This is a genomic window from Paenibacillus wulumuqiensis (assembly GCF_000971965.1).
GTDB classification, from domain to species: Bacteria; Bacillota; Bacilli; order Paenibacillales; family Paenibacillaceae; genus Saccharibacillus; species Saccharibacillus wulumuqiensis.
This window is the reverse complement of record NZ_LAQP01000004.1, coordinates 70,591-87,848: the sequence shown is the minus strand read 5'-3', so window position 1 is coordinate 87,848 and position 17,258 is coordinate 70,591. Positions and strand designations below refer to the sequence as shown.

Below are 17,258 nucleotides of genomic sequence, written 5' to 3'. Positions count from 1 at the left end.
TATACAGGGAGGAAACGATAGATGAAACCCATTTACGCTGCCTGTGTCGTTTGCTTCTCTCTTACTACTGCTATAATGGCACCTTCTGCCATGGTAAATGCTGCTCCTTCCATTGAATCTGCAGCACAGCTTGATCCACAGACCCGTCAGCTGCTGGAAGACAGCCTTTCGGTAAATGAACTGGATCAGGAGATCCAGCGAATTGGTCAGGAAGAACAGACTGCCCGTACCAAGTATGAGCAGCTGGAACAGCAGGCTGTTACGAGTCAGCAGCAGCTCAGCGATGCCAAACTGCAATCCGATAAAATACTGGTTGCCTACTATACCGGGGAACGCGAACAATTGCGCAATGCATTCTGGGCGGCAGGAAGTATCTCCGGTGTTATTGCCTTTTATGAATATTACAAAATGATTCTGGATCATGATCAGAAAATTATGGCTGATTATCGATCACGATATGAGCAGATTCAATCGATACGAAGCGATTTACTGCGTACATCTGCTGAATTGACGGATATCGGCGACCGACTAAAGCAGCAGAGACAGCGGGTAGCCTCCCTTCAGACCCGAATTCACAGCGGCCTTGCTTCCAGTTCCGAGCCGGAGACTGCCCGGCAGCTCATAGAAGAGATGAATGCTTATTGGGAAAATATCGGTCTATACGAAGTAAAAAACTATTTTCGTGCACTGGCGCAATCCATGCAGCAATTTCCGGACTTTCTCCAGTCACAGCCCGGTGCGATCCGGATCAACGGCAGGCAGTATACCATCGTGATCGAGCAGAAGCAGCTCAACGATTTTCTGCATCATACTGCTGGACTGCCGGACAGTCTGCAGTTTAACTTTGAACAGGATCGACTTGTTGTCACTGGACAGGAAGGCCAGCTGTCTCTGGAAATTATCGGACATTATGAAATCGAGAATACTACGCAGAATGTGATGCGCTTCCGGGTCGATCAGCTCGTATTTAATGGACTGCGCTTACCGGATACGACATGTGCCATGCTGGAAAATGAATTTGATCTCGGATTTTATCCTGAACAGATTATTCCCTATCTCAAAGCCACTTCGGTCGCTATTGTACCTCAATCGATGAATGTGCAGCTGGAATTATCACTGAACTAAAATATAGTGCATTGCTACACTCAACTTCTGCTACTAATGATTATGCATATTAATTGGAATAAAGCATATCAAAAAGCGTCCTCCCTTAATCGGTGAGGACGCTTTTCTTCATTTATATTACAGCAGATCAGCAGCCAGCTGCGCCAGTTTGGAACGCTCCCCTTTTTCGAGGGTAATATGGCCGCTGATTCCTTCCTGTTTGAAATGCTCGACTACATGGGTGAGACCGTTGCTGATCGAATCCAGATAAGGATGATCGATCTGATCCGGATCACCGACGAGTACAATTTTGCTGCCTTCCCCTACACGGGACACAATCGTCTTCACTTCATGGCGGGACAGATTCTGTGCTTCATCGATAATGATAAATTGTCCAGGAATCGACCGACCGCGGATATAGGTGAGTGCTTCCACCTGAATACTGCCGAGGCCCATCAGGATTTTATCGATATCACCCGCTTTTTTGGTATCAAACAGAAATTCCAGATTATCATAAATTGGCTGCATCCATGGACGAAGTTTCTCGTCCTTTTCGCCGGGCAGATATCCAATATCCTTGCCCATCGGTACAACCGGGCGGGCGATCAGCAGCTTTTTATATTTTTGCTCGTCTTCCACTTTGGATAACGAAGCGGCCAGTGCCAGCAGCGTTTTGCCTGTGCCGGCTTTACCGGTAATCGTTACAAGCGGAATATCATCATTAAGCAGCAGTTCCAGTGCCATCCGCTGCTGGGCATTACGCGCTGCAATGCCCCATATCGGCTCATTGCTCAAGAATAACGGCTCCAGTTTGCTGCCATCATGGCTGACTTTGAGCAGAGCAGACTTGCCACTGCCCATTTCATCTTTTAGAATAACAAATTCATTGGGATACAGGGTATATCCCAGGTTCAGCGCATTCACGGATAAATAGCGGTTATTGTAGAAATCATCAATTACAGACGGATGAACCTGCAGTGTTGTGTAACCGGTATAGATTTCATTCGGCTCGGCTGCACGGTCTGATAAATAATCTTCCGTCATCAGTCCAAGCACATCGGCTTTGACACGTACGAGCACGTCTTTGCTGACCAGAATCACCTGACACGGCACTTCTTTCTCGCGTTCTTCCAGATCATAATTCAAGGCAACTGCGAGAATCCGGTTATCATTCGTCACCTCGCCGAACATTTCATGCACTTTGGCAAAGCTGCGGTGATTCAGTTCGACACGCAGTGTACCTCCATTATCCAGTTGAACTCCATCATGAAGATGTCCTATTTCACGAAGCGCATCCAGTGAACGGGAGACGCCACGGGCATTTCGTCCGATTTCATCCGCATTCCGTTTTTTTGAATCGATTTCTTCCAAAACCACCGCGGGAATAACTACATCATTTTCTTCAAAAGCGAAAATGGCATTCGGATCGTGAAGAAGCACATTGGTATCCAATACAAAAATCTTTTTCATGGAGATTCCCCCCTGGGTACGAATTGTTTGTGATCTCTGATGCCTCCAGCTTATGCTTCCCGCTTCCTGAACCGCCAAGCCTCACCCTCCTCTTGAAATAAAACCAAAAAAGCCTGGGCTGCAGAGCACCAGACTTTTCGTATTAAATCGCTTTTTTGAGACAACACATAACAAGCTGCACCTCTTGCATACAGCTGAGCGAAAGTTTTATTCTGTCCGCATAAAATCACTCCATCATACGATAGCGTACTGCACATTAATCGCGGCATCCTAAAACCTCCAGTCCGTGCATTCAGTGAAAAGTAAGGTGCACGGATATTATAGCACACCCTATCCGCTTTTGAAATGCGCCCGCCAGGACATTGTATTTTCCCATAAAATAAAAAAATACAGGTCTCTGCCTGAGCAGAAACCTGTAATATACTTGCCTTTCCGCTCTTGTAACAGAAGCGGAAATAAGCGGAAGTATGATAAGATCTTGTTTTATTGTGCAGTCGCTGACTGACCGGTACTTCCTGTGGAAGTACTTGCTCCATCAAATTGATCCGCATGTGTAGCTGTTCCGTTCAGTTCGTCCTGAAGCGCCTGTTTGGCGTTGGCCAGCTCGGTTTCATTAATATACACATACGGGCTCTTCCAATCACCTGTTACCGGCATATACTTAATATTCGCTTTTGGAATATCCCAGTACGTCGTCAACAGATTGGTGAACTGGCTGCCTTCAATATCGGTCTCCATATTATCATCAACCGACTGAATAATCGAACTCAGTTTGGCTACACCACTAAAGGATTGGACTTTGTCGACTACGGAATTCAGCACTTCATTTTGACGTTTGTTACGATCAAAGTCACTGGATTCCTGTGTTCTTGGACTACAGGAGCTGCTGGAATGACGATAACGTACATACCCGAGTGCCTGTTCTCCATTCAGATGCTGCGGCCCTTTTTTGATATTGATATTGGTTCCGTCTGCACGGTCAATATAACACATATTCATGGCTGCATTAACATCTACACCACCTACAGCATCGACCACATCACTGAAGCCCTGGAAATTAATAACCGTCGTATAATCGACGTCGACTCCCAGGTATTTGCCCAGCATGGTCTGCATTTCTTCCATGGCGTTGTTCGTACCATTCTTCTTATCTTCCGCATAGAATTTAGGATAATACGCATTCAGCTTGTTGGGAATGTACCCATCCAGCTGGAAGTACGTATCCCGCGGCAGTGATACGATCGTGGCAGACTTGGTATCCGGATTGAGCGTAGCTACCATTACTACGTCTGTTAGGCGCGTGCCGGTTTCTTTGCGATAATCCGTACCGAGCAGAGCCATCGTAATCGGCTTTTCTTTGGCAGATTTCTCAGGGACTCTGGTATCTATAATACCTGGAGTCTGACCTGTGCCACCTTTACCTTCGAACATTCCCTGCAGCTGATAATAAAGAATACCAGCGTACGCCATAACACCTACAATTGTCAGCAGAATCACGACCAGCAGAATCTGCATGAACCGTTTGAAGCCGCTAACTTTTTTCTTTTGTTTTTTATTGGACTTGGGATTGCCGGCTTTTTGCGATTTGGCCTTGCCCCCCGCTCGCGGCGGAAGTCCTCCTGCTGTCGTACTCATTGCTCTCAACACCTGTTCCATCGTTTTAGATAAATGTAGTGAAAGTGACTGAACCCTGCATGCTGATCACCAGCATACTTAGGATTCAGCCACCTACTATAATGAAGAATTCAGATTATAATTGCAACTTCACGACCGATTTTAGCTATTTTGTGCTGCTTTGCGGTGTTTCTCAGCACGTTCGCGCTCGCTCTTGTTCAAGATCTTTTTGCGCAGGCGAATTGCTTTTGGCGTGATTTCACAATACTCATCATCGTTCAGGTATTCCAGAGCCTGCTCCAGAGAGAACAGACGCGGAGTTTTCATTTTAACAGTATCATCTTTGGTAGCAGAACGAACGTTAGTCAGCTGCTTCTCTTTACAGATGTTAACGACGATATCGTTATCACGGGTATGCTCACCAACGATCATACCTTCGTAGATCTCAGCACCCGGCTCAACGAACAGTGTACCGCGATCTTCGACCGACAAAATACCGTACAGTGTGGAAGAACCGTTCTCACTGGATACGAGTACGCCCTGGTGACGTCCGCCAACCTGTCCTGCTACGAGCGGGCCGTAGCTATCGAACGCATGGTTCATAATGCCGTAACCACGAGTCAGTGTCAGGAAGTACGTACGATATCCAATCAGACCACGTGCTGGAATCAGGAATTCCAGGCGAACCTGGCCGCTACCGTTGTTGATCATGTTGACCATCTCGGCCTTGCGGCTTCCCAGACTTTCCATAACTGCGCCCATGCTTTCTTCAGGCACATCGATCATCAGACGCTCGATTGGCTCCATGCGTACGCCATCGATTTCACGAACGATAACTTCAGGCTTGGATACCTGCAGCTCATAGCCTTCACGACGCATGTTCTCGATCAGGATACCGAGGTGAAGCTCACCACGTCCGGATACGATATAAGCATCAGGGCTTTCTGTTTCGTCTACACGCAGACTCACGTCGGTCTCCAGTTCTTTGAACAGACGATCACGCAGGCGACGGGATGTTACCCATTTACCCTCACGTCCGGCAAATGGACTGTTGTTGACGAGGAATGTCATTTGCAGCGTAGGCTCGTCAATTTTCAGAACCGGCAGTGCTTCCGGATTCTGTGGATCAGCGATCGTCTCACCAATGTTGATGTCCTTGATACCGGCCAGTGCGATGATATCACCAGCACCCGCTTCTTCAACTTCAACACGCTTCAGACCCTGGAATCCGAACAGCTTCTCGATACGAGCTGTTTTCTTCTGGCCTTCACGGGTAATAACGGTTACGGATTGACCCTGGCGGATAATACCACGGTTTACACGACCAACTGCAATACGTCCCAGATACTCGTTGTAATCCATCAGTGTAACGAGGAATTGCAGCGGCTGTTCTGTGTCTTCAGTTGGTGCAGGGATGTTGCTTACGATAGTATCATACATAGCTTGCATCGTTTCGTCCTGCTTCTCAGGGTCCATGCTGGATGTACCGTTCAATGCGGATGCGTATACGACAGGGAAGTCCAGTTGATCGTCATTGGCACCCAGCTCGATGAACAGTTCCAGAACTTCATCGATAACTTCAGCCGGACGTGCAGCCGGACGGTCGATTTTGTTAACGACTACGATTGGGGTAAGGTTATGCTCGAGTGCTTTGCGAAGTACGAACTTGGTCTGAGGCATACAACCTTCATAAGCGTCAACGACGAGCAGAACGCCGTCAACCATTTTCATGATACGCTCTACTTCACCACCGAAGTCGGCGTGTCCAGGTGTATCCACGATATTAATGAGGTAGTCTTTATAGGTAATAGCTGTATTTTTAGCCAGAATCGTAATACCACGTTCGCGCTCCAGATCATTGGAATCCATTGCACGCTCCTGCATCGTCTCGTGATCACGGAAAATACCTGACTGCTGCAGCAGTTTGTCTACCAGTGTTGTTTTGCCATGGTCAACGTGAGCGATAATGGCGATATTGCGGATGTTATTTCTTAAATGCATAAAATTCTCCAAATCCTCTCCATAAAATGAGCGTCGGTCAACGAAGCCGACGCTCTACTATTTATTATAAAAAAATTGTGAAAACCGTCATTAGTAAACTGATTCATTATTCATTATACGGCATATATCACATAAATCAAGCTTATTCATACTTATTACCAGCCTCTTTTGGAATTACTGCGGTTCAGCAGCATCCAGATTCCCGCCGCAATCAGCAGCAGTGCGATTAGATATAATGCCGAAGTTCCCAGCAGGCTGAAAAAGAGCAAAATGATGGACAGCGCACCCAGAATGACTGCAGCAAAGCCGATATTGCGGGATACGGCAAACGGTGACAGCATGTAATACTCATACAAGCCGACAGCGATACCCAGCAGCAGCAGCGGCCACAGATACGCCATTAACGACCAGCCCCAGATATTGCAGAAGAAAAATAAAATACCGTATACCGTCAGTACGCCTGCAGGAATTAATACATACGAAGGAGCAGTACGGCTAAAGTAAAACAGCTGCAGCAGCACACCCGGCAGCAAAATAAGCAGCGGCCAGAAAACGTGGCCGATAAAAGTAAATACACCAAGCTTGCCAAGCAAAATGATCAGCCCGGCCAGAATAATAAATATTGCGATAATTCCCTGATTACGATTCGTCATGTGATGCTCTCCTCCCAGCCGTTTTTATCCAAATACAGCAGCTGATTCCGTGTGTCTCCATATTTCCAGTGTAGCCGATCTTTCGCAAAAAGACTATATAAAAGCTGCCTCTTCGCCCATGCTTTCATCGCCTGCAGCGGTTAATCTTGTCGGCATTCTGGTTATTAATACAACATGCAATCATGATCTGCCGATCTGCAAATACGGAACAGGCTTCAGCGTTTCCGATATACTTGATCCGCTGATCCAACAGAACTTCAAAGAATTGACCTGTCCTGTTAAACACCCAGCTGCCGGTATACTATTATTATCGGTTAATTCAGGCAAACATAAAGGAGTGGAGACATTTTGGATATTACTCAAGCCAGCTTCTGGTTGGCACTTTTGAACATCATTTTTATCGATCTGATCCTGGCAGGCGATAATGCGATCGTTATCGGACTGGCTGCACGCAAGCTGCCGCAGCAAACACAGAAAAAGGCTATCCTTTACGGTATGGGCGGCGCTGTGATCATCCGAATCGTGGCAACGATCGCCGTTATCTGGCTGCTGCAGATTCCATGGCTGCTTGTTGTGGGAGGTCTGCTGCTGGTCGCTATCGCTTACAAACTGCTTACCGATAACGAAGAGCACAAGGAAGTCAAAGCCGGAACCTCCCTGTGGAGTGCCGTCTGGACGATCATCGTAGCCGATGCAGCGATGGGTCTGGATAATGTAATAGCCGTCGCTGGTGCTGCCAACCAGCATGTCGGCCTGGTCATTATCGGTCTTTGTATCAGTGTACCCATCGTCGTCTGGGGGAGTACTATCTTTATCAAACTGACCAATCGTTTCCCGTGGATTATCTATGTCGGCAGTGCGGTGCTTGCTTATACCGCTTCGCATATGATTACCGAGGAAGATCGCCTGCACAGTGTTTTTGCAGCACATCCTTTGTGGAAATGGATATTTATTATCTTTATCATCATTGGCGTACTGCTGGCCGGCTATTTAAAAAATCGGCAGGCAAGCCGTCGTACAACTTCCTAATCCCGCTGGTTCGTCCAATGAACCGCTATGGTTATTTAATAATCAAGTGCCCTTAAAAAAGTAGGCTCACTGTTCATTAGATGCATCAAAAAAAACAGCTGCTCTCATTCATATCCGGTATATCCATCGGCGAATGATAATGCAGCTGTTTTTTGATAAGGCTCTTGCCTTTAGTTAATAAATTTACTTATATAAATTCTTTTCGCAGTCATGAGCAGTTGAAATCAAACAGCCAGCTGCTTTCACCCAACGCTCATCGTGTCTGCATCAGCTTGTAACTCTTCGCTTAGAGCCAGTCTTCTTCTGCAGCTGCCGTCAGGGAATCGTCGGCAGTTGAACCGGATTCAATGATGAGCAGCTCGGTCTGTTCCACCGCTCGCTGAATCATTTCCTCCAGCTCCAGATAAGACTCGACCTTCTCCACAATCCGCAGATTCGGATTGGTTGCCGGCGACTTGGGCACAAACAGCGTACAGCAGTCTTCGTAAGGAAGAATCGACAGCTCATAAGTGCCAATCTGCTGGGAGACGTGAATAATCTCATCTTTGCTCTGCATGACCAGCGGCCGCAGAATCGGCAGTTCGGTCGCCCGTTCAATGACATTCATGCTGTTCAGCGTCTGGCTCGCTACCTGCCCAAGGCTCTCACCGGTAACGATAGCCAGTGCCTTTTGCTGCTCAGCGAGACGGGTCGTAATCCGGAGCATCGCTCTGCGCATCAGCGTAATCATCAGATTATCCTGTCCTGTCGTTGTAAAGGCCGTCTGAATCTCGGTAAAAGGTACTACGTGCAGCTTGATTTTACCGCCATACCCAGCCAGTACGCGGGTCAGATCAATGACTTTTTGCTTGGCTCGCTCGCTGGTGAATGGATAGCTGTGGAAATGGACGCACTCAATCTCCAGTCCTCTTTTCATCGACTGCCATCCTGCTACAGGGCTGTCAATCCCGCCGGACAGCATGAGCATTGCTCTGCCATTGCTGCCACGCGGGAATCCGCCAACTGCCGGAATAATCTGGCTGTAAATGTAGGCTGCATTCTCGCGTACTTCCACCCGAAGCTCAATGTCGGGATGGTGTACATCCACGCTGAGCAGCGGGTTGGCACGCAGCACCGGTGACCCGATCAGGTGATTCATATCCTGGGAAGAATGTGGGAATGGCTTCCAGACCCTTCGTGCGGTAACTTTGAATGTGGTCGCTGCCTGTATACCATGTTCGCCGATCAGTTCCAGTGCAGCCTGAATAATGGAATCCAGCTCCGGCTCTGCCTGTTTGACCGGAATAATATCCACAATTCCAAATACATTGCGCAGCAGGCCAACCAGCAGTTCGGCGGATACGCCGCCGGTCTCCACGTATAATCGTCCATATTCACGGTGTACCTTGGCCTGCGGATAAGGACGCAGGATCTCACGCACATGTTCGGCGATGACCTTTTCAAAACGGCCTCTGTTTTTTCCTTTGAGTGTAATCTCGCCCATTCTGAGCATCAGGCGACTAATATTATGCATCAAACCGTTTTATCTCCTCTCCAATGAGCGCAGTGACTGTACTGTCTGTTCAAGCGCTCCTATCAGATACTCCATATCTTCCAGCGTATGTTCGTCTCCCAGACTGATCCGGATGCCGCTGTCCGCATGTTCGCGATCCATTCCCATCGCTGTCAGCACACGGCTTGGTACCGACTTGCGTGAGGAACAGGCAGACTGGGTCGATACCAGGCAGCCCTGCTGTTCCAGACTGTGCAGTACCACTTCAGCCTTCATGCCCGGATACGTAAAATGAACAATATGCGGTGCTGCAGGCGACACCTCGGTCAATACAAGTCCCGGAATATTGCGGATCGCCTGCTGGAGCCGATCCTGCAGCATACTCAGGTGCTTATACTGCTCCTCCTGCCGCTCTGCCGCAAAACGCAGCGCTTTGGTCATACCGGCAATACCGGCGGCATTTTCCGTGCCGGAACGGTAGCCCTGCTCCTGCCCGCCGCCAGTCAGCAGCGGCAGCAGTTCAATTCCCTGTTTTACATACAGCAGACCGGTTCCTTTGGGCCCTCTCAGCTTATGGGCGGACAAGCTGTACAGGTCAATTCCCCATTCCCGCAGGGATACGGGAACCCGGCCAAATCCCTGCACTCCATCCACATGGACGAGTACACGCGGATAGCTGCTTTTGACCAAGCGTGTAATCTGCTCTATCCACTGGATCGCACCTGTCTCATTATTCACATGCATGACGCTCACCAGAATCGTGTCCGGTCTTATGGCAGCAAGTATATCTTCTGGAGATATGGTTCCATCCCGCAGCGGACGTACATAGCTTACTTCAAATCCGAACAGCTCCAGCTGACGGCATGTCTCATAGACGGACGGATGCTCGATCATGGTGGTGACGATATGCCCTTGCGTCCGTCCTTTGCGCAGGGCCGCTCCCTTGATTGCCATATTGTTGCTCTCTGTCGCCCCGGATGTCCAGATAATCTCGGAAGGCTGAACACCCAGTATACCGGCTGTCACTTCGCGCGCACGGCGAATCAGCCGTTCCGCTTCTTCACCATACCGGTGAAGCGAAGAGGGATTGCCGTAATGTTGGTCCATGATCTCGGACATGGCACGTACGACCTCGGCATAAGGAGGCGTCGTTGCCGCATAATCAAAATATTTCATTCGATCCTACCTCCTGCTTCATATCTATAGGTACAGGCAGCAGACAAGACTAAAAGAGACCAAAATACGGATAAACGCTCCGCTTTTTGATCTCTTTCAAAAATAATAGTCGATGCCATTTCTTCTGAAAGTTACAGTCAGATGCTAAAACCGTCTGCCTGTCATTATACCATACATTACCGGTTGAAGAGTTGGCTTTATTGGATGGATCACTGAAAATTAAAGGGCATACTTGCTCTGTGCGTTCTCGATTTTACCGATATAACGCTGTGTTTCTTTTGGCAGCTGATCAAACTTGGCCATCAGCTCGTTATCATTGGAGATACCGAGTCTTTGCAGACGACCCGGACCTGCGTTGTAGGCAGCCAGTGCAGTCTTGATATTGTTGTCATAATGCTTCAACTGGTAGGACAGATACTTGGTGCCTCCATCGATGTTCTGGGCAGGATCATAAGAGTTGCTGACTCCAAGACCGGCGGCTGTACCATCCATCAACTGCATCAGCCCTTTGGCCCCGGCAGAAGAACCGGCATTCGGGTTAAAGGAAGACTCTACATCGATAACCGCTTTGATCAGTGATTCAGGAATTCCATACTTGCTGCTGGCCTTGCTGATCAGATCGTTATAAGCGGTTGCCTTGCTTCCGCTGTCGTCTCCGCCCAGTCCCTGCAGCGCAGACACATCACCACCGGCAGATACAGCAGCAGGAATGCTGCCTGCTGACATGCCAGTACGTGCAGTAGCTGTCGCATTCTCCGGACTTACTTCCGGCAGCTGATCAAAGTTATACCATGGATCTGTAGATCCTGCTCCATACGTGCTGCCTGTTACGGAAGAAGGGGTGCCTGTCGATACCAGACTAGCCAGATCCTGTACAGCCGCTCCGGAACTCTGTGCTTCCGCAGATGTGCCAATATTTTGCTGCAGCATCAGTTGAAACAGCTGGTCCGTATCATTGGTCTTCACCGTCGCAGGGGTCGTACTGCCTCCACCTGACGCATTCAGATATCGCAGTTCAAGCATTTGTTTTGCTGTATTTGGATCAATTTGCATACGGTTGGTAGCTCCTGTCTATTTATAAATAATTGAAGGATTATCCGTCTAAATATTCTCTATATTCTCAGTGTACTGCTTTTGCACTCTTGTGGCATGAGAATGAATGACGATTCTGCTGATCCTAAGAGGAAATAGGAACAATCTCCTGTATGGCACAATTCCTTATCGTGCCCATACGCTGTAAGTATAGGCGGGTACAAATCCGAGTCTGAAGGCCAGCTGAAAGGAAGCCTGATTATCTGTGCCGCATTCCCATACGGGCTGGCGTGCCGTTTGCAAGCATTCTTTTATAAAAGCGGCTGCAGCGATTACGGCCAAACCTTTGCCTCGATGTTCTGACACTGTATAGATATCCATCTCCGCTGTCCATGCATTTGCAAAAATGGAAGTGCACTCGCAAACCACCTGATTCTCATACAAAATGGCATAGCCCAATCCATGGATCATATAGTTCGCAAGCGACTGCCAATACGCTATATAATACTTTTCGTCAAAAACTGCGCTTTTTTGAATAACGGAAGCATTTATTTTTTGCAGCTCATATCCGTCAGGCATCTGTCTTCTGGTATCCAGCATAGCTGTGGATGGATAATTCATCGCTTGTCTGGTGAGTTGCCGAAGTGGAGCAGGAAGATCAGCAGCCATTTCATCCCAGAGCGGCTCCCCTGAAAATAAAGTAAATCTCTCACCGGTACGCATCCGATCCAGACAGCGCTCATGGACTATATGGCTGAATGATTCCGAAGGACAGCATCCTCCTGCATAATATAGACCTGACGGTGTCTCCGCCCATATTGGTCTGTCGACATCATAAAGGGATGCGGAAGTGATCTTCGGCAGATCAAATGGAGTAGGGATGTCAATTAGCGTATGGATCTGTCCATCCATTGACTCTGTGTATATAGTGCCTGGTATACAGGCGTTCAGCACGGAGTACACAAAGGCAGGATAGCGCTGAGCATACGGTTTATCTGTAGTTCTGTCGTTGGTTTTCATATCTACAAGAAGCTCCTTGGACGCTTTTATGTATATCGCTGATTTGGATTCCATGCAGATTAGTCTGCATTTTATAAAAAATAAGGATGCCTGAGCCAGGCACCCTTATCATGTCAATTTCATTATTGGTATGCGTTATTTAAGCGTGGCGCTGATTCATACGGCGCTGTGTCAGATAGTCACTTTCGTAATACGACAGATCATCACGCAGTTCTTCGAATGTTCTGGTGATTTCCAGAATAATTTCTCTAACCGGCTTCACTGGCGTTTGACGGAAACGGATAGCTTCCTGCCCTGTGTAGGCATAACGTCCATCTTCGGAGTAGCACTCATTTTTGGGATAGAAAAAGCTGTTTACACATTGATGATATGCGTTATACAGAGCTTTTTCAGCAAATTCTGCATCAAAGTTAGCACGACGCAGAACGACGCCTAATTTCTCATAGGATACTTCGGAGAATACCAGCAGGTGACGCAAATCTGCCAGAAACCCTTTGTAAAAAGGTAATGTATCTTCTCCCTGTTCGGCTGCCAAAGCCTTTAGAGAATACTCATTCAAAAACCCTTCCAGTTTCTCGATGACCGGTTTCAACTTTTCCCGTGTGCCTTCACTCAACTTATGGACATTTGCAGCTGACATGACTGTAGCTCCCCCTTAATTGGTTCCTTCAAGACCGGGTTAGGTCGTTGTAAAATTTAACCCTGATTTAACTTACATCCTACCATAAAACTCATCTCATGTGTTAGTTACGGCGCAGTTTATAAGCATCAATTTTTAAGCTTTTCACTGCCACTGTCTTACGATTCTTTTAACCAATTGGCTTATTCCTGAAAATTGGTCTCACCAATGTACCAGCCGATGATTGGTTTAATATCATATAGATTACTTCCATTCCCCTCAACAATCAAGGCATATGGCAGGTCCATGATAAAGATTTCATCGACTATTGCCGTTTTTACCTGTTTTTCATCATAAAAGCGGTGTGTCTCCATATATTATCGGAAGACACACCGCTTTTGTATAGCGGATATTGAATTGGTCAGTAAAAATATGATGAAGCTGTATTCTATACACGCGAATAAATCCGCCATACATGACCAAATAGCTATCGTACTTGTTAAATCAACGTGGCGTCAGTGGGGAAAGTTTCTCGTAAGCCGGGTTCTGTACCAGTTGTGGTTCGATCGGGAACTACCCTCCCACTTTTGGTGACAATCATCTATCTAGGCCAAACATTGCTGTTTGGCTCCAGCGACCAACCTCGATACACCTCGGGCTAAGGCTGCTTTTCCGAAGAAAAGCCGTATCTCTTTAGGTCTTGCTCCAGATGGGGTTTACCAGGAACAAAGTCACCAGTGTTCCTCGGGGTCTCTTACACCTCGGTTCCATCCTTGCCTGTGCTCTTGCGAGCCATCGGCGGTCCATTTCTGTGGCACTATCCTTCAGTTTGCACTGACTGGACGTTATCCAGCACCCTGCCCTGCGGAGCCCGGACTTTCCTCCCGAAGCCTCTCGGCTACCGGCGATTGTCTGTTAAACTTTCCGCGAACGCAACACATCGTATTATATAATTTTCACGCAGTGGTGGCAAGAGGCAAATGCAATTTTATTTGAATTCTATTTATTGACAACCCGCATCCGAATTTCAGTGATATATTTCTTTTTTAGGAGTCTCTGCTCCTGATACAGCAGCTCCAGTGTATTCTCGCTATTTTTATAATCCAAATAACCCTTGATGTGCTGAATGGCCGAGTACCGCAGCTCAGAGCGCAAACCCCATTCATAAAAAAAGGCTGGGCAGCCTATCCAGTTCATTCTGGTAGTCTGCACAGCCCTTATTATTTGTTCTGTCTTATTCTTCTTCTCTGTCGGTACCTGTTTAAACGAACCGGAATACTTCGGTATTAACAGCAGACGCATGCACAGCGGTTGTGTACTTGTCTGCCTGCAGACGCGCGCTGAGCACGCCTGCCACGCCCGGCTTCATAATCTTCTCTGTATTATGTCCCGGATCAATAATGGCGATACCGGCGAGCAGTGCATCGTGAGCGGTATGATAATCAATATCACCGGTTACGATTACATCAGCGCCCTTGAACAGGGCTCCGTTCACATAACGGCTGCCCGATCCGCCGAGGACTGCAGCTTTTTTGATCGTCCGCTGCAGATCGCCTACGACACGTACAGTCGGCACATCCAGTCCCTTTTTAACGATATCGACAAATTCGCCCAGGCTGACCGGCGTATCCAGCTTGCCGACACGTCCGAGACCATAAGCTTTGCTCGGCAGTGCCAGCGGATACAGATCATAGGCTACTTCTTCATACGGATGAGATTTGATCAATGCCTGTACTGCCTTGTTGCGCAGACTGGTTGGAATAATCGTCTCAAAGCGAACCTCGGCAGCATGTTCCAGCTTGCCCTGCTCGCCGCTGTACGGGTTGGTGCCTTCTTCCGGCAGGAACGTCCCTGTTCCTTCGGCACTAAAGCTGCAGTGGCTGTAATTGCCGATATGGCCAGCTCCCACTGCCCAGACCGCACTGCGTACTGCATCCAGATGCGAAGCGGGTACAAAAGCAACCAGCTTCAGATAATCGTCCGTGGACGTCTGCTCGATCGGTACCGTCTGGCGCAGTCCAAGCGCCTCTGCCATCCAGTCATTAACGCCACCTTCGGCGATATCCAAATTGGTGTGGCTGATATAGACAGCAATATCGTGCTTGATCAGTTTCTCATACAGGCGGCCCATTGGCGTGCTCGTTTGCAGGCTTTTGAGCGGCCGGAAAATAATCGCATGATGGGCAATAATCAGATTGGCGTTCAGCGCAATCGCTTCGTCGATCACTTCTTCCGTCACATCGAGTGCAACCAGTATACCGGTAATGTCCTTTTGCAGCGTACCAAGCTGCAGACCGATCCGGTCATCCGGTACAGCGATCGATTTGGGTGCAAACTGCTCCATATACTGGATTACCGTTTGTCCTTTTGCAAGCATAACAGTACCTCCTTCACAAGCTTGATCTGCTGATTGAGCGCAGCTACTTTCAATTTGGCTTCATCCGTATCCGAACGGCCGACCGAGGCAGCGACTTTCTCCAGCTTGCCGATTTCCTGCTGCCATTTCTCCACAAATATTGATGAAGCTTCTTCCAGCAAATAAGGACCAAACTGCAGCAGATTGAAATCATGCAGCTCTACCTGCAAGCCTTCAGGTCCTGCCAGCAGCCGTTCACGGTAAAGCTCTCCATTACGCACCGCCGCATCCTCCAGCCGATCCGCTGTCAGGATCTCATATGTACGGCCGTCTTCTTCCAGGATCTGCTCGGCAGACAGGAACCAGCCATGCTCCAGCAGCCAGCGGCGGACGAACTCTTCTCCAACATTCGGTTGTAAAATCAGGCGTGATACACCTTCCAGCTTATCCAGCCCTTCGGAAAGAATGGTCACGATCAATGCACCACCCATACCGGCGATCGTAATCACATCCACCTCTCCCGGCTGCAGCACCGCCAGACCGTTACCTAGCCTCGGCTGAATCACATGACCGAGCCCGGCTTCATTGACCTGGCGCTGAGCCGCATCCAGCGGTCCCTGATTGACCTCTCCGGCTACTGCTTGCGTTACCCGTCCCTGACGCACAGCAAATACCGGCAGGAGGGCATGGTCGGACCCAATGTCCGCCAGCCGGCTCCCTGCTGGAATCTGCTCCGCAATTCTTGTTAATCTAGTTGATAATTTCATGCAGCCACCCACACTATCCATTTTTTTCGAAGTATAAATAAAAGAATGCAAGCCAGTGCAATCTTGGTTACACACAGCGCTGCAAAAATATCCGGCATCTGACCGCGAAGCAGTACTTCATCCACTTCCGGCATAAACCAGATCGCGATTCCACTCGTAAAATATACGGCCGCCAGCTTTTTACCACGATGATGTACCAGCCAGCTGAACCATACGAGCAGCAGACTAAGCGGCAGCCACAGGCCTTGCAGTACAAGCCATGACGCCTCTGGATTCACACGGGCAAAAAATCCGGCATACAACAATACAAAAGCACCAAACCCGATATACAGCAGCACCGGACTGGAAATCACATATCCCATTATACACCAGATTAACCCACATCCAAGGACAAGTACAGTAATCCAAAAAGATGGATCCAGTCCATGCTGACGGATCACCAGTATACCCAGTCCCAACATTAACATACTTCCGACCGCCAGCAGAAAAGACGAAGCAATCGGATTGCGTTTGCGCCAGCGGATGCCGCCTGTATAACAAAGCGCCGTAAATACCGGCACACAGACCAGCTGTACCAGAATTGGAAATGTCGTAAAGTACAGCAGTACCATACAGATAAAACAAAGCATCAGAAACGTAAACATCCAGGTCCTGATATTGCCCTGCTTGAATGATTGCATGGACAATACTTTCTTGTCGCCCCGCTCCTGGTTTACGTCATATAGATTCATCAAAAAGTCGCAATAATGCGCCGGCAGCAGACGATTCTCCCGCCAGTATTCAATTTCGTCCAGAATAACTCCTCTTTTGTCCTGATTCACAATACTCCCCCGCTTCTGCATTCATTCAAAGTTCATTTATACCTATAGTATATATCGCTGAATTGGTGCCAAAAGTAAAGGGGTTCCATTTATTCAGAACAAAA

General features: G+C 48.2%; 14 protein-coding genes and 1 other RNA gene. 2 read left to right on the top strand and 13 right to left on the bottom strand.

Features of this window, described 5'->3' with window-relative positions; genetic code table 11:
* Positions 1–21 precede the first annotated feature (21 nt).
* Entirely contained in the window at positions 22–1,125 is a 1,104-nt protein-coding gene (locus tag WH45_RS12365) for a hypothetical protein (RefSeq protein WP_046214740.1), read from the top strand.
* Positions 1,126–1,242: 117 nt separating this feature from the next.
* Here WH45_RS12365 and WH45_RS12360 read toward each other — a convergent pair whose 3' ends face one another.
* From WH45_RS12360 to WH45_RS12340, 4 genes are all read right to left on the bottom strand, one after another.
* On the bottom strand, positions 1,243–2,574 hold the full coding sequence (locus WH45_RS12360) for a PhoH family protein (protein WP_046214739.1): 1,332 nt from the start codon (positions 2,572–2,574) through the stop codon (positions 1,243–1,245).
* A 483-nt stretch (positions 2,575–3,057) separates the two neighbouring features.
* Positions 3,058–4,209: an LCP family protein gene (locus tag WH45_RS12350; RefSeq protein WP_046214737.1), complete on the bottom strand. Its 1,152-nt coding sequence runs from the start codon at positions 4,207–4,209 to the stop codon at positions 3,058–3,060.
* 141 nt (positions 4,210–4,350) lie between these two features.
* Positions 4,351–6,189, bottom strand: a complete 1,839-nt coding sequence (gene typA, locus WH45_RS12345; protein WP_046214736.1) for a translational GTPase TypA — start codon at positions 6,187–6,189, stop codon at positions 4,351–4,353.
* 155 nt (positions 6,190–6,344) lie between these two features.
* Positions 6,345–6,842, bottom strand: a complete 498-nt coding sequence (locus tag WH45_RS12340) for a hypothetical protein (RefSeq protein WP_046214735.1) — start codon at positions 6,840–6,842, stop codon at positions 6,345–6,347.
* A gap of 348 nt (positions 6,843–7,190) precedes the next feature.
* Here WH45_RS12340 and WH45_RS12335 point away from each other — a divergent pair, with 348 nt between their 5' ends.
* Positions 7,191–7,871 carry a TerC family protein gene (locus WH45_RS12335; RefSeq protein ID WP_046214734.1) on the top strand — a complete coding sequence of 227 codons (681 nt, stop codon included), beginning with the start codon at positions 7,191–7,193 and terminating at the stop codon, positions 7,869–7,871.
* Between the two features lie 286 nt (positions 7,872–8,157).
* Here WH45_RS12335 and thiI read toward each other — a convergent pair whose 3' ends face one another.
* The 9 genes from thiI to WH45_RS12290 form a co-directional block, all read right to left on the bottom strand.
* Entirely contained in the window at positions 8,158–9,384 is a 1,227-nt protein-coding gene (thiI, locus tag WH45_RS12330) for a tRNA uracil 4-sulfurtransferase ThiI (protein WP_046214733.1), read from the bottom strand.
* Between the two features lie 9 nt (positions 9,385–9,393).
* Entirely contained in the window at positions 9,394–10,539 is a 1,146-nt protein-coding gene (locus WH45_RS12325) for a cysteine desulfurase family protein (RefSeq protein WP_046214732.1), read from the bottom strand.
* A gap of 219 nt (positions 10,540–10,758) precedes the next feature.
* On the bottom strand, positions 10,759–11,592 hold the full coding sequence (locus WH45_RS12320; protein WP_046214731.1) for a lytic transglycosylase domain-containing protein: 834 nt from the start codon (positions 11,590–11,592) through the stop codon (positions 10,759–10,761).
* A gap of 165 nt (positions 11,593–11,757) precedes the next feature.
* Positions 11,758–12,591, bottom strand: coding sequence for a GNAT family N-acetyltransferase (locus WH45_RS12315; protein ID WP_046214730.1), 834 nt, complete (start codon positions 12,589–12,591; stop codon positions 11,758–11,760).
* A gap of 139 nt (positions 12,592–12,730) precedes the next feature.
* Positions 12,731–13,231, bottom strand: coding sequence for a YpuI family protein (locus WH45_RS12310; RefSeq protein WP_046214729.1), 501 nt, complete (start codon positions 13,229–13,231; stop codon positions 12,731–12,733).
* Between the two features lie 499 nt (positions 13,232–13,730).
* An RNA gene (rnpB, locus tag WH45_RS22905) (RNase P RNA component class A) lies at positions 13,731–14,134 on the bottom strand.
* A gap of 337 nt (positions 14,135–14,471) precedes the next feature.
* Positions 14,472–15,587 (bottom strand): Nif3-like dinuclear metal center hexameric protein, encoded by a 1,116-nt coding sequence (locus tag WH45_RS12300; protein ID WP_046214727.1) that lies wholly within the window; start codon positions 15,585–15,587, stop codon positions 14,472–14,474.
* The gene (locus WH45_RS12295) at positions 15,563–16,333 is read right to left on the bottom strand and encodes a tRNA (adenine(22)-N(1))-methyltransferase (protein WP_046214726.1); all 771 of its coding nucleotides are present in this window, start codon (positions 16,331–16,333) and stop codon (positions 15,563–15,565) included. Before WH45_RS12295 ends, WH45_RS12300 begins: the two co-directional genes overlap by 25 nt.
* Positions 16,330–17,154: a hypothetical protein gene (locus tag WH45_RS12290; RefSeq protein WP_046214725.1), complete on the bottom strand. Its 825-nt coding sequence runs from the start codon at positions 17,152–17,154 to the stop codon at positions 16,330–16,332. The genes WH45_RS12295 and WH45_RS12290 overlap by 4 nt, the downstream gene beginning before the upstream one ends.
* Positions 17,155–17,258: the final 104 nt, after the last annotated feature.